The organism is Gammaproteobacteria bacterium, from assembly GCA_016199745.1.
Classification (GTDB): Bacteria; Pseudomonadota; Gammaproteobacteria; order Acidiferrobacterales; family Sulfurifustaceae; genus JACQFZ01.
The window spans coordinates 24,583-37,643 of the sequence record JACQFZ010000023.1; the positions used below are offsets into that span (position 1 = coordinate 24,583).

13 protein-coding genes and 1 pseudogene are annotated in these 13,061 nt (G+C 57.9%); 8 read left to right on the forward strand and 6 right to left on the reverse strand.

The window, feature by feature from the left end; translation table 11 throughout:
* Positions 1–972, forward strand: coding sequence for a biotin synthase BioB (bioB, locus tag HY308_06820; GenBank protein MBI3897994.1), 972 nt, complete (start codon positions 1–3; stop codon positions 970–972).
* Positions 973–984: 12 nt separating this feature from the next.
* On the opposite strand, the gene HY308_06825 is transcribed toward bioB, so the two are convergent.
* The 3 genes from HY308_06825 to HY308_06835 form a co-directional block, all read right to left on the reverse strand.
* A complete protein-coding gene (locus HY308_06825) occupies positions 985–1,332 on the reverse strand; it encodes a PilZ domain-containing protein (GenBank protein MBI3897995.1) in 348 nt (115 codons plus the stop codon).
* A 102-nt stretch (positions 1,333–1,434) separates the two neighbouring features.
* Positions 1,435–3,453: a sodium-translocating pyrophosphatase gene (locus tag HY308_06830; protein MBI3897996.1), complete on the reverse strand. Its 2,019-nt coding sequence runs from the start codon at positions 3,451–3,453 to the stop codon at positions 1,435–1,437.
* A 166-nt stretch (positions 3,454–3,619) separates the two neighbouring features.
* The gene (locus HY308_06835) at positions 3,620–4,885 is read right to left on the reverse strand and encodes a 6-phosphofructokinase (GenBank protein MBI3897997.1); all 1,266 of its coding nucleotides are present in this window, start codon (positions 4,883–4,885) and stop codon (positions 3,620–3,622) included.
* A 261-nt stretch (positions 4,886–5,146) separates the two neighbouring features.
* Between HY308_06835 and HY308_06840 the strand changes: the two are divergent.
* The 4 genes and pseudogenes from HY308_06840 (at position 5,147) to HY308_06855 (ending at position 8,557) form a co-directional block, all read left to right on the forward strand.
* Positions 5,147–5,794, forward strand: a pseudogene (locus HY308_06840) (adenylate kinase).
* Between the two features lie 348 nt (positions 5,795–6,142).
* Positions 6,143–7,165 carry a porphobilinogen synthase gene (gene hemB / locus HY308_06845; protein ID MBI3897998.1) on the forward strand — a complete coding sequence of 341 codons (1,023 nt, stop codon included), beginning with the start codon at positions 6,143–6,145 and terminating at the stop codon, positions 7,163–7,165.
* 69 nt (positions 7,166–7,234) lie between these two features.
* Positions 7,235–8,068 carry a 23S rRNA (adenine(2030)-N(6))-methyltransferase RlmJ gene (locus HY308_06850; protein ID MBI3897999.1) on the forward strand — a complete coding sequence of 278 codons (834 nt, stop codon included), beginning with the start codon at positions 7,235–7,237 and terminating at the stop codon, positions 8,066–8,068.
* A gap of 171 nt (positions 8,069–8,239) precedes the next feature.
* Positions 8,240–8,557, forward strand: a complete 318-nt coding sequence (locus tag HY308_06855; GenBank protein ID MBI3898000.1) for a PilZ domain-containing protein — start codon at positions 8,240–8,242, stop codon at positions 8,555–8,557.
* Between the two features lie 12 nt (positions 8,558–8,569).
* On the opposite strand, the gene HY308_06860 is transcribed toward HY308_06855, so the two are convergent.
* From HY308_06860 to HY308_06870, 3 genes are read right to left on the reverse strand one after another with little or no spacing between them, the layout of a single operon-like run.
* Positions 8,570–9,295, reverse strand: coding sequence for a 16S rRNA (uracil(1498)-N(3))-methyltransferase (locus HY308_06860; GenBank protein MBI3898001.1), 726 nt, complete (start codon positions 9,293–9,295; stop codon positions 8,570–8,572).
* Between the two features lie 4 nt (positions 9,296–9,299).
* A complete protein-coding gene (locus HY308_06865) occupies positions 9,300–10,082 on the reverse strand; it encodes a class I SAM-dependent methyltransferase (protein ID MBI3898002.1) in 783 nt (260 codons plus the stop codon).
* Between the two features lie 35 nt (positions 10,083–10,117).
* Positions 10,118–10,630, reverse strand: coding sequence for a DUF1269 domain-containing protein (locus HY308_06870; GenBank protein ID MBI3898003.1), 513 nt, complete (start codon positions 10,628–10,630; stop codon positions 10,118–10,120).
* Positions 10,631–10,775: 145 nt separating this feature from the next.
* Between HY308_06870 and HY308_06875 the strand changes: the two genes are divergently transcribed.
* The 3 genes from HY308_06875 (at position 10,776) to HY308_06885 (ending at position 12,846) form a co-directional block, all read left to right on the forward strand.
* On the forward strand, positions 10,776–11,270 hold the full coding sequence (locus tag HY308_06875) for an NUDIX hydrolase (protein ID MBI3898004.1): 495 nt from the start codon (positions 10,776–10,778) through the stop codon (positions 11,268–11,270).
* A gap of 17 nt (positions 11,271–11,287) precedes the next feature.
* On the forward strand, positions 11,288–11,695 hold the full coding sequence (locus tag HY308_06880; GenBank protein ID MBI3898005.1) for a DUF3052 family protein: 408 nt from the start codon (positions 11,288–11,290) through the stop codon (positions 11,693–11,695).
* Between the two features lie 272 nt (positions 11,696–11,967).
* Positions 11,968–12,846, forward strand: coding sequence for a hypothetical protein (locus HY308_06885; protein ID MBI3898006.1), 879 nt, complete (start codon positions 11,968–11,970; stop codon positions 12,844–12,846).
* Positions 12,847–13,061 lie beyond the last annotated feature (215 nt).

Consider the following 13,061-nt stretch of genomic DNA (forward strand, 5'->3'; position numbering starts at 1 on the left):
ATGACCCTGACCGTTGCCGATACCGAAGCCCTGTTCGATCTGTCGTTCAATGACCTGATTTTTCAGGCGCAAACGGTGCATCGTCGCCACTTCAACCCGAATGCCGTGCAGTTATCGACGTTGTTGTCGATCAAAACCGGCGGTTGCTCGGAAGATTGCGGCTATTGTTCGCAATCGGCGCGTTTTAAAACCGGGTTGGAAAGCGAGCCGTTGATGCAGCTGGACGAGGTCATTGCCGCCGCGCGCGATGCACAGGCGCGCGGTGCTACCCGTTTTTGCATGGGTGCTGCTTGGCGCGGTCCGAAAGATAAGGACGTGCAGGACGTGGCGGAGATGATTCGCGCGGTGAAAGCGCTTGGCCTCGAGACCTGTGCAACGCTCGGTCTATTGCGCGAAGGTCAGGCGCAGGAGTTGGCGGCCGCCGGCCTCGATTACTACAACCACAATCTCGATACCGCGCGCGCGCATTACGACAACGTTATTCATACCCACAGCTACGACAGTCGCCTGCATACGTTGAAGCAGGTGCGTGCAGCAGGCATGAAGGTCTGTTGCGGCGGAATTATGGGCATGGGTGAATCGCGGCATGACCGGGCGGCGTTCATCGCCGAATTGGCGGCGCTCGATCCTGCGCCCGAGAGTGTGCCGATCAATTTGCTGGTTAAGATCCCCGGCACGCCGTTGGGCGATGTGCCGGCGCTCGATCCGATCGAGTTCGTGCGTACCGTCGCCGTGGCGCGCATTTCCTTACCGACGTCGATGGTGCGGTTGTCGGCCGGTCGCACGCAGATGCCCGATTATCTGCAAGCGCTCTGTTTCCTCGCCGGTGCCAATTCGATTTTCTCCGGCGAACGTTTGTTGACGACGCCGAATCCCGGCATCGATGCCGACCGGGCGCTGTTTGCGAAGCTCGGTTTAGAAGCGATGGCGAACGAGGGCGCCGTTACGGCGCCGTGTGCGGCAAGCGCCTAAAGCGGAGAACGCTTACTCCTCAAGCATTTTTTGATTCTGCTCAATATACTGCCGCAGCGTCTGCAACGTGTCCGGTGGTGTATCGACGAACTCCACGCCCAGCATGTGCGAATGACCCTTTAAGTGGGAATGTCGCACTCGACCGCGAATTTCAAGCAATACCTTTCCCGCGCCGAGATTCAGATGGAAATTTAGTTGGACCGGTGTATCGAGGGCGAGCGTTGCCGAATAAAAAAGCGCCGCGCCCGCTTCGGAAATATTGGCGATTTGTACTAATGATGGCGGTCCGTCGCCGATCTGTAGCCGCCCCGGGCGATTGATCGACAACCGCGGGTGCCGTCGTTTTTCCTTTGGATCCAAGGCATCCCTCGCTGCTTCCTTTTGGTAACCATAGCCCATATCGAAAGTTTATAAACAAAAGGGCCGGCAAGCCGGCCCTGTCGAAAAGTCGTCGTCGACGTTTTATAGCAATGGCACGATCATCAGCGCGACGATATTAATAATTTTAATCATCGGATTGATCGCCGGTCCGGCCGTATCTTTATAAGGATCGCCGACGGTATCGCCAGTGACCGCCGCTTTATGCGCGTCCGAGCCCTTACCGCCGTGTTTACCGTCTTCGATGTATTTTTTGGCGTTGTCCCAGGCACCGCCACCGGTGGTCATGGAAATAGCGACGAAAATACCAGTGACAATGCTGCCGACCAGCATCGCCCCCAGCGCTTCGCGGCCGAGCGTGAAGCCGACGACGATCGGCGCCAGCACCGGCAGCAGCGACGGCACAATCATCTCCTTGATCGCCGAGCGCGTGAGCATATCGACCGCGCGCGAATAATCCGGCTTGGCCTTGCCGGTCATGATGCCCTTGATCTCTTTGAACTGCCGCCGCACTTCGACGACGACACTGCCGGCAGCGCGACCGACCGCTTCCATTGCCATGGCACCGAACAGATACGGAATGAGACCGCCGATGAAGAGACCGATGATCACGTTCGGATCCGACAGCGAGAACTCGGCGGCTTTACCGGCGTGCTTCAAGGCGTCGGTGTAGTCGGCGAACAGCACGAGTGCCGCCAGGCCGGCCGAGCCGATAGCGTAGCCCTTGGTCACTGCTTTGGTGGTGTTGCCGACGGCGTCGAGTGGATCGGTGACATCGCGCACTTTCTTCGGCAGCTCCGCCATCTCGGCGATGCCACCGGCGTTGTCGGTGACGGGGCCGTAAGCGTCGAGTGCGACGATGATGCCGGTCATCGACAACATCGAGGTCGCGGCGACAGCGATGCCGTACAGATCGGCGAACGCATGCGCACCGTAGATGGCGAGGCAGACAGCGATCACCGGCAGCGCCGTCGACTTCATCGACAAACCGAGGCCGGCGATGATGTTGGTGGCATGACCCGTGACCGACGCCGCGGCGATACCACGCACGGGTTGGTACTCGGTCGCCGTGTAGTACTCGGTGATGACCACCATCGCTGCTGTCAGCAACAGGCCAATTAGCGCGGCGCCGTAGAGTTGCAGCGTCGTGTAGTGCCCGTTGCCGGCCATCAGATGGTCGGTGACGAAGTAAAAGGCGATGGCCGAGATCACACCGGCGACGATCAAGCCGCGATAGAGCGCGCCCATAATCCGGCCCTTGCCGCTGGTTTTAACGAAGAAGCTGCCGATGATGCAGGCGATGATCGAAACGCCGCCGAGCACCAACGGATACAGCACCACATTGCCGAAGTCCGGCATCAATAAGCTGCCGAGCAGCATTGCGGCGATGATGGTGACGGCGTAAGTCTCGAACAGATCAGCCGCCATGCCGGCGCAGTCGCCGACGTTGTCACCGACGTTATCGGCGATCACGGCTGGATTGCGCGGGTCATCTTCCGGGATGCCGGCTTCGACCTTGCCGACCAAATCGGCGCCGACGTCAGCGCCTTTGGTGAAGATGCCGCCGCCCAAGCGCGCGAAGATCGAAATCAGCGAGCCACCGAAGGCGAGGCCAATTAGCGGCCGGACGATTTCGGCTTCAGTGCCGGGATATAACGATTTCAATATGGCGTAGTAACCGGCCACCCCCAAAAGCCCGAGGCCGACTACTAACATGCCGGTAATGGCGCCTGAGCGGAATGCAATCTGCAGCGCCGGATTCACCCCGTCTTTAGCCGCCTCGGTTGTGCGCACGTTGGCGCGGACCGAGATGTACATACCGGTATAGCCCGCCAGCGCCGAACAAATAGCGCCGATGGCGAAACCGACAGCGGTGGGGATTTTTAAGGTAACGAGGATGATGACAAACAGCAGAACGCCGACGACGCCGATGGTGGTGTACTGACGGTTGAGGTAAGCCGATGCGCCTTCTTGGATGGCTGCGGCGATTTCCCGCATACGCTCGCTGCCGGTTGGCTTGGCGAGCACCCATCGGATGGAAGCGCCGCCGTAGATAAGCGCGGCACCTGCGCACAGCAGTGCGAAGATCAAGCTTTGAGACATGCCTTCCCCCTAGTGGTGAGCGCGGGAGTGACCCCGCTGATGTGATTACCGTTAACTCGTTGCTGCGTTTACTCCATTTACCTTCATTTAAAAAAATCGACCTACCACCTCCCATCCCCTCCCTCGCATAGCGGGGGAAGGTTAGGGTGGGGCGTTTATGCGAGCCTTAGACTGTGAAATCCGTGGCGAGCTTTTTCTTGACCGCCACGTTCTTGAGTTGAACGTACTGCGGCAAGCCGTTCTTATACGGCGGGTAGTCTTCACCTTGAATGAGCGGCGCCAGATAGGCGCGGCACTTGGCAGTGATGCCGAAGCCGTCTTCGGTGATGAATTCGCGCGGCATCTTCTTCTCGACGTTGGCGACCTTGTTGAGATCGGCGACACCGATCGCCCACTTGTACGGCTTGTTCGATTTGCGCGCAATCGTCGGCATAACGGCGCTCTTGCCTTTCGCCGCCAGCTCGACCGCGGCGCGCCCGAGCGCATAAGCCTGCTCGACGTCGACCTTCGAGGCGATATGGCGTGCGGAACGTTGCAGATAATCGGCGACCGCCCAGTGGTACTTGTAGTTCAGCTTGCTTTTCACGAGCTGCGCCACTACTGGCGCCACGCCACCGAGTTGCGCGTGACCGAACGCGTCGCGGGTACCGGCTTCGGCTAGGAACTTGCCGTCGGCATTGCGCACACCTTCGGAGACGACGATACAGCAGTAACCGTATTGCTTGACCGTTTCGTCCACCTTGGCAACGAATTTGTCTTCTTCGAACGGCAACTCCGGGAACAGGATGATATGCGGCGCATCCCCGGCCTTCTCGGCGGCGAGGCCGCCGGCAGCCGCGATCCAGCCGGCGTGCCGGCCCATGACTTCCATTACGAACACCTTGGTCGACGTCTTCGCCATCGACGCGACGTCGAAACCGGCCTCGCGGATGGAGACGGCAACATACTTGGCGACACTGCCGAACCCAGGACAGTTGTCGGTAATCGGCAGGTCGTTGTCGACCGTCTTCGGTACGTGTACGGCGACGATCGGGTAGCCCATCGTCGCCGATAACTGCGAGACTTTGAGGCAGGTATCAGCCGAGTCGCCGCCACCGTTGTAAAAGAAGTAACCGATGTCGTGGGCTTTGAAAACTTCGATCAGGCGCTCATATTGAGCGCGGCTCTGTTCCAGGCCCTTGAGCTTAAAGCGGCACGAGCCAAAGGCACCGCCCGGCGTATAGCGCAGGCCACGGATGGCGGTGACGGATTCTTTGCTGGTGTCGATCAGGTCTTCGGTGAGGGCGCCGATGATGCCGTTGCGGCCGGCGTAAACTTTGGCGATCTTGGATTTGTATCTGCGGGCGGTTTCGATCACGCCGGCGGCGGAGGCATTAATGACGGCGGTGACCCCGCCTGATTGGGCGTAAAAGGCATTCTTGGCTTTGGCCATGTAGCAACGGTCCTTTCGTTTCGTTTATCTCTAGCGCCGGGCTGGGCCCGGGGCGGAGCAAGATTACCCAATCAGTAGTGCATCGTCACGGACGATTTGTAAGGTGTAATGCCAACACAGGCGTGTTTAAAGTGCGGTAACTTGTTGCCCGCTCACGAAAATACCATTGACGTCAAATTGGCGAGATTGTAGGTTACCGCGACCCTGAAAAGACCGGGCCAATGCCGGTTAAATAGCCAGCCAACGGGAAGCGAGAAAAACATGCGAATTGTGTTACTAGGCGCGCCAGGATCCGGGAAAGGAACACAGGCTAAGTTACTGGGGGAGAAGTACAAAATTCCCCAGGTGTCGACGGGGGACCTGCTGCGAGCGGCGGTGCAAACAGGCACCGAGCTCGGTCGCAAGGCCAAAGCGGCGATGGACGCCGGCCAGTTGGTCTCCGACGATATTGTCCTCGGTATCATTCAAGAACGACTTTCTAAAGCGGATGCGAAAGCCGGTTTTGTGCTCGACGGCTTTCCGCGCAACATTCCGCAGGCACAGTCGCTCGATGCGACACTCGCCCGCCTCGGTCAGCCGCTGCAATTAGCGCTGCTGGTCGATGTCGATAGCGAAGTGCTGATGAAGCGCATCACCGGCCGCCGCAGCTGTAGCCAGTGCGGTGCTATCTTTAATATTTATTTTGCCGCGCCCAAAGTCGCCAACAAGTGCGATAAGTGCAACGGTTCGTTGACGCAACGCTCCGACGACAACGAGGCGACCGTGAGCAGCCGTTTGAAAGTGTACGAAGAACAAACGGCGCCGCTGGTTTCTTACTATCGAGCGCAAGGCAAGCTGCGGACCGTGCGCGGCGTCGGCGGCATCGGCGATATCTTCAAGAACATCACCGATATCGTCGAGGCGCAAATTCGGCCGCTGGCGGCAGTGATGAGCCAGACTGCCGCACCTAAGCCGAAAGCGGTTGCAAAGGTGGCCGCGGCGAAGGCCGATACCAAAAAGGTGGACGCCAAAAAGGTCGATACGAAAAAGGTAGAGCCGAAGAAAGCCGAGAAGAAACCCGTGCCGGCACCGGCAAAGAAGGCCGCCAAGCCGGCACCGAAAAAGCCAGCGCCCAAAAAAGCGGCACCGAAGAAGGCTGCCAAGAAAGCGGCAAAGAAAGCGCCGGCCAAGAAAAAGAAGTAAGGCCAGCGCCGCAAGTACCAGGGGGCTCGGCGATCGCCGGGCCCTCGGTGTTTTAGCAGTCGTGATAGGCGAAATATGATGAAGTCAGCCAATATAGGTAACGGTGGTTTTCCGCGCATTCGTCTGCGACGCATGCGGCGCGACGATTTTTCGCGGCGGTTGATGCGTGAACACCACTTGCATGCCGACGATTTGATTCAGCCGGTATTCGTCATCGAGGGTAAAGATCGCGCCGAGCCGATCGCCTCCATGCCCGACATCGAGCGCCTGACGCTCGATCGATTGTTACCGTATGCCGAGGAGTTGCAGGCGCTTGGTGTACCGGCGATCGCGTTGTTCCCGGTGGTGCCGTCATCGAAGAAAGATAATAAAGCCAAGGAAGCGTACAACCCGAAAGGATTGGTGCCGTCGGTGGTGCGCGAATTGAAGAAGCAGTTTCCGGCACTCGGTGTGATCACCGACATCGCGCTCGATCCTTATACCGACCACGGCCAGGACGGATTGATCGACGATAGCGGTTACGTGCTGAACGACGAGACCACCGCCGTGTTGATTCATCAAGCGTTAACGCATGCCGAGGCCGGCGCCGATGTGGTTGCGCCGTCGGACATGATGGATGGTCGCATCGGCGCCATTCGCGAAGCCTTCGAAATTGCCGGCCATCGCCACACGCGCATCCTCGCTTACGCTGCTAAGTACGCGTCCAGTTTCTATGGCCCGTTCCGCGACGCCGTCGGCTCGGCAGCGAATCTCGGCGGTGGTAACAAATACAGCTATCAAATGGACCCCGCCAACAGCGACGAAGCGCTGCGCGAAGTTGCGCTCGATCTCGACGAAGGCGCCGACATGGTGATGGTGAAGCCGGGTCTGCCGTACCTCGATATCGTGCAGCGGGTGAAGCAGACCTTTGGCGTGCCGACGTTCGTTTATCAAGTCAGCGGCGAGTACGCGATGGTGAAAGCCGCCTCGCAGAACGGTTGGCTCGATGAGCGCGCCTGTGTCATGGAAAGCTTGCTCTGTATCAAGCGTGCCGGTGCCGATGCGATCCTGACGTACTTCGCCAAACGTGTCGCCGCTTGGTTGAAACAGGGCAATTGATCTCTTTTCGTTCGCCGGGCGAATAAACCTTTAGAATGGCGGTCCGAACCGCGCCATTCCTTCGCTTGCATGAACTACCGCCATATCTACCACGCCGGCAACTTCGCCGATGTCTTCAAGCACTTGTTGCTCGTGCGTTTGCTCGAATCGTTCAAGCGCAAGGACAAAGGCTTCGCCTATCTAGAAACGCATGCCGGCGCTGGTGCCTACGATCTGCAAGCGGCTGACGCCGGCAAGACCGGCGAATATCTCGAAGGCATCGGCCGCTTATGGAAGGAGCCGATCGCCGGTGTCGAGGAGTATCTCGCCGCGGTACGCGCTCACAATCCGAACGGTCGGTTGCGCTACTACCCCGGCTCGCCCGGCATCGCTCATTCCTTGTTGCGACCGCAAGATCGCATGCGCCTGGCCGAGTGCGTGCCGGAAGAATGTGCGCATCTGCAAGTCGCGTTCGCCGACGACAAGCGTGTCAGTATCAGCTGTGCCGACGGTTACACGGCGTTGAAGGCATGGCTGCCGCCGCCCGAGCGGCGCGGATTAGTGCTCATCGATCCGCCGTACGAGCGATCGGACGAGTGGGAACGTTTGCGCTTGGCGTTGGCGTTTGCCGTCGATCGTTGGCCGACCGGGACCTTTGCAGTGTGGTATCCGTTGAAAGTCGGCGCGCCGGTCGAGCGGTTAAAGTCGAAACTGGTCGCCGCCGGCATCCGCAAAGTACTGGTTGCCGAGCTCAACGTTTGGCCGATGGATACGCCGTTCCGGCTGAACGGCTGCGGATTATTGATAGTCAACCCGCCGTGGCAGCTCGATGCCGAGTTACCGGCGTTGCTGGAACCGTTGGCGAAACAACTGCAGCAAGGGCCGAATGCCGCGGCCGAGGTGAGCTGGTTGGTGCCGGAATAGGGTCGTTGTTCCCGTGTGCATGCCGTCCATGACGGTGCGTTAGGGGTTTCGATAGGCCCCGGCCCGCACTTCCGTGTGCATTCGCGCCTTCTCCGGTTCGCCCTCCCGTCTGGACACCAACGCCAGTAATCGGTAAGGTCGTTGGCCTAAGTAAGCCACTTCCGCCAGACCATGACCACTGAACGCCGCGAAAGCCCCCGCGTACCGGTAACATTGGATGTTGTTCTCAACCATCACGCGAACAGCGTGATTTGCACGACGCGCGACATCAGCGTCGGCGGAGCCTTCATCGAAGCCGAGCGCGATATGTTGCCGCACGGTGGTACCGTCGAGCTCGGTCTGTCGTTGCCCGCCAGCAGGGATCAACAATACGTCCGCTTGCCGGCGGTGATTCAGCGCGTGACCGATGAAGGCGCGGCTGTCACCTTCGGCGATGTCGGTCGTGATGTGTATTTCCAGCTGGTCGATTTCATGGCGCCGGTGAAGTAGCGCCAGTATTCCTCAGACGTTTTTTATTCCGCTTATCCACGCCAGCATTGCCGTCGCCGCGGTTTCTATCCGCAGAATTGCCGGTCCGAGATGAACGAAGCGCGCACCGTGCGCTTGCAGTATCTTCACTTCCGATTCCGTCACACCGCCTTCGGGACCGATAAACAACGAGACGCGTTCGGCGCCGCCGATATCGAGTTGGTGCAACGGCATCGCTTCCGTTGTCGGATGTGCCACCACCAGCAGTGCTCCCGTCTCCTGCGCACGTTTTGCTGCCGCTGTCAGATCGATAGTTGTGTCGATCGCTGGCACGAATAGTCGCCGGCTTTGCTTGCAGGCTTCCAGACATAGGCGTTGCCAGCGTGCGCGGCTATCGGGCTTTGGATCAGTCACGCTGCGCTGCCAGCGCACCGGTGTGAAGTGGGCCATGCCGAGTTGCGTCGCCATGTCGAGCAGCGTGGTCAGACGATCGCCTTTGGGCACGGCGCTGCACAGCTCGACCGATGGAACAGAAAGCGTCTCGCGATGATACTCGCGCGCACTGATGCGAACCTCATGGCGGTTAATCGCGGCGATAACGCCGCGCACCACGAGCCCACGACCGTCGAACAACGCGATCGCATCGCCGACGCGCAAGCGCTGCACCGTTACGTGATGCGCTTCATCGTCGGTCAGTGTTATGTCGCCGGCATTGGTAAGCGTGGCGTTGTAGAACAACGGTTCGGTGAGACGTGCCATCGAGTTAACGACTTCGCGGTTCAAGGGTTCGATAAACATCGTAGCGCACGAGCTTGCCGGCATACGATGCCGTCGGCTGCGGCGCTAACGGCGGTGCATGATCCGGACGTTTGACGACGACGCGATCGGTCGCGCAAGCGCGCGCGACTGCTAGCAATTCCAGCGCGTCGTCATCATCCGCTACCAGCGCGCGGAGCAAGTGCATCTCCTTGCGCACCGCCGCGGAACGTTTGCGCTTCTCCGGAAACATCGGGTCGAGATAGATCGCCTGCGGCGGTGCGAGCATTGGCAACAGCAAACGCGCATCGTCAGTCCGCCACTCAGGATTATCGGCTGCCAATAATCCGTCCGCGCGCGCCCGGTTGAGGCCGTCACTCGCAAGCATGGCGACGATCGCGTTACGTTCGATAGCGGTGACGCGGTAACCGAGACAAGCAAGGTGTACCGCATCGTGGCCGAGGCCGGCGGTCGCGTCGACGACGCATTCGTTATGAGTACCGATCGCCCGTCGCAGTAAGTCACGGCTGGCACCGGGCCGGTAGCGTCGTAGCTCTGCCGCGGTGTACTCGACGCGCAATCGCGCACCGCTCGCCGGATCGCGCAGTTCTATGTGTGTAGGTGTTTGTAGCAGTTGCAGGGCAGATGTGGTCGGCGTGAGTTCGAATGGTACGGAGAGTGCGCGCGCCAACTGCTCCGCCGAGGTGGGCGATCCGCCATCGGCGACGCTCACTACCACTGCTGTCGATGGCGGTGAGCTCGCTAAAGGTTGTACGTAAGCTCCGGTCATTGCGACCGGAGCATATCACTCAGGCCGGCGTGCGGTTACGGAAACGGTACCGGCACCGGATCTGTGCCGCGCATGTCGGCTTCCGGGTGGCTCTTGCGGATTGTGCGTGAGATTTCATCCACGCGATCGCGTGGTACGTCAACGATCATCAGTACTTTGCCGTGCGCGATCTCGTCGCTGAAGGCTTCGAGATGGGTGCTTGGCGTACTCGAACCGATCATGCCGGCGGCCCATACGCCCATGGTGGCGCCGAGCAGACTCATGGCGAGAATGACGCCGAGTCCCATCACCAATCCGGACGGTGGGAACAGCATCACCGCCACGCCGGCGGCGGCACCAGTAGCGCCGCCGATGATCAGGCCGAGCCCGGCGCCGTGCAACACATCGCTTTTTTGTAATAGGGTAGCTTCGGGCAGATCGCCCAAGTCGGTACCATCCTTGGCTATCACGTGAACATGTCGGTCATCAATGCGGGCGAGCAGTAGCTGTTTAAAAACGCCTCGTGCCCGCCGCACATCTGGAAGCAGAAAATACATGCGTCGACGCATACATCCTCCTCATCTCCCGTTAAAGTGAAATAATTCAACCCTGTGGGTCACTACTAAGTTTGGTCCGCGGCCGCGAACGGCGCTACTCGCTTTTGAATCAGTCAGATAAACGGTCTATTGCGATGTACATAGTGAGGTTTTACCGATGGGTCATTGTTTTAGGTGCGGTGGCTTGCTCGAACGGCGCATGCTCGATGGCCGAGCACGCTTAGCCTGTATTTCCGCCGGTTGCGATTATGTGCATTGGGAAAACCCGACGCCGGTGATCGCGGGTTTGGTCGAGCTCGACGGTAACGTCGTGCTGGCGCGTAACAAGCACTGGCCCAGCGGCGTCATGTCCGTCATTACCGGTTTCCTAGAGCAAGACGAAACGCCGGAACAGGCGGCAGTGCGCGAAGTCGAAGAGGAGCTCGGCTTAGCGAGCGAATCGAATACGTTTGCCGGCTATTACTCGTTTTTCGAAAAGAACCAACTGATCTTCGCGTTCTCTATTAAAGCTCGTGGCCGAATTCAATTGGGCGAGGAGTTGGCGGAATATAAGTTAGTTCCAAAGGGCGAGCTCAAGACGACGGATTTCGGCGATGGTGTGAAGGACGTGAAGATTAAAGATTGGTTGATCGCGTTATTCCGAAATTCTTAACAATGAAAGAGGCAACGATGGCAGGTTATTCGGGCACGCCGTTATCAAAAAAACTCGGTATCAAGTCGGGTATCAAGTTATACGTTGCGAATGCGCCGCGCGATTACTCGCAATGGCTGGCGCCGTTGCCCGATGAGGTTGCGATCGTCAGCCGAGTGTCGAGCGATCTCGACTTGATTCATCTTTTTACTCGCGAAAAGAGCGAGCTTGCGAGCGCGCTACCAAAGTATAAAGACAAAATAAAACAGAACGGCGCTATCTGGGTATCGTGGCCGAAGAAGGCGTCGAAGGTAGCGACCGACATTACCGAAGACGTTATTCGCGAAGTCGCCTTACCGCTCGGCTTGGTCGACATCAAGGTATGTGCGGTGGATGCGGTTTGGTCAGGGCTCAAATTGGTCATACGCAAAGAGAATCGACGCTAATCGTAAAGTGCCGCCTCGTAATTGGTAGTAAATTCCGGCATTTGTCGCTCTGTGTGAAGTAGTCGACATTCACTGCTTGCCAGTATGTCGTGTAGAGCGGGCTATCCGTTGCCCGCCTATATAGAAAAATTATTGGCAGACTTCGTAGTTGTCAGATTGGGTCGCGACTACTACGGTTTATTCGCGTCTATTGACAGGGGGAAGATGTCGTTGATACCGTCGCGCAAAGATTCTTCAGTCTTCTAATTTAATTATATAAAAAAGAGGGTGGCATGGATGACATAATCGGTGGCAAAACCTGCATACCGCAACCCGTCTACGTTATTGTGGAACAAATTTACTCGAAGAACGGTTGGCCAGATCTTTTTAATACGATAAGTCCATCACACAATCAAGTGTTTCGCCAGGTAATGCAAGTTTGCGATTATGTGGATACCTATTTTGAAGATCAGCTGGTCCATGGGAAGCCCAGTGTCTGGCAAATGATTCAAGAAGCGGCTCTGCCAGGGACGCGGGTTACGGCTCGCCCCACGGGTGAGCAAGAGCTGGCAACGACCTATATGGGCTTTCGGAACTTCATTCAACCACTGCCTCAGCTATCTGACAAACTGCCAAAAGCGTTAACCAAAGAGTATAACGTTGATCTCCCAACACCTTACACCCTGGGGGTCGATCCAATTCCATCCATTCAGCTCTATGGGAATCCTAACGTAGAGTTGTTTTATATGGTTGGCGGAAAGTCTCCCGCAACGGCGGCGGCGGTGTATTTTGAGAAAACGCAAAAAAATGTGATAAGTGCAAACCCATTGATCGCGACTTCAATCTGGGGAGCCGTTTGGCACCAAATATGGACGGCGCTTTCTTTCGGTTTACTGGGAACAACGCTTGGCATCAGCCTGGCGCTATGTCGCCAGGCTCGGTCGTTTGCTACGTCGGCGTTGTTTCTGTTTGGAGCGGGTATTCTTGGTGTTCTGGGGTGGAGCTGCTTTCTGGCGCATGGACTTAGTTATGCGCTTGATTCGTTTCCCATTGACTTGTCTATCATTCCACTTTACCAGGTAGGACTTGCAGGAAGCGCCTGCGTGGCTGTCTGCGCATGTGTTCTCCGCCTTCATCGTAGTAGACGAGGAACATCCCCTCAATTTCACTGACGGCGGGGCTGGCCCTTTTCCTCGGATAGCGACGACTTCCTTTTCAATCAGAACTTCCATTTACGCCGCAGAGCAATTTGCGGTAACTGACGGAGTTTGGGGGCCATGGTTTCGGCGGTGTGAAAGACATCGTACAGCTCGGCATAAAATGTTAGATCGTCTTGCAGGCGGCCGCGTCTGTCCTCATCAAGATTCTCGTTTCTCAATTCGTTCTT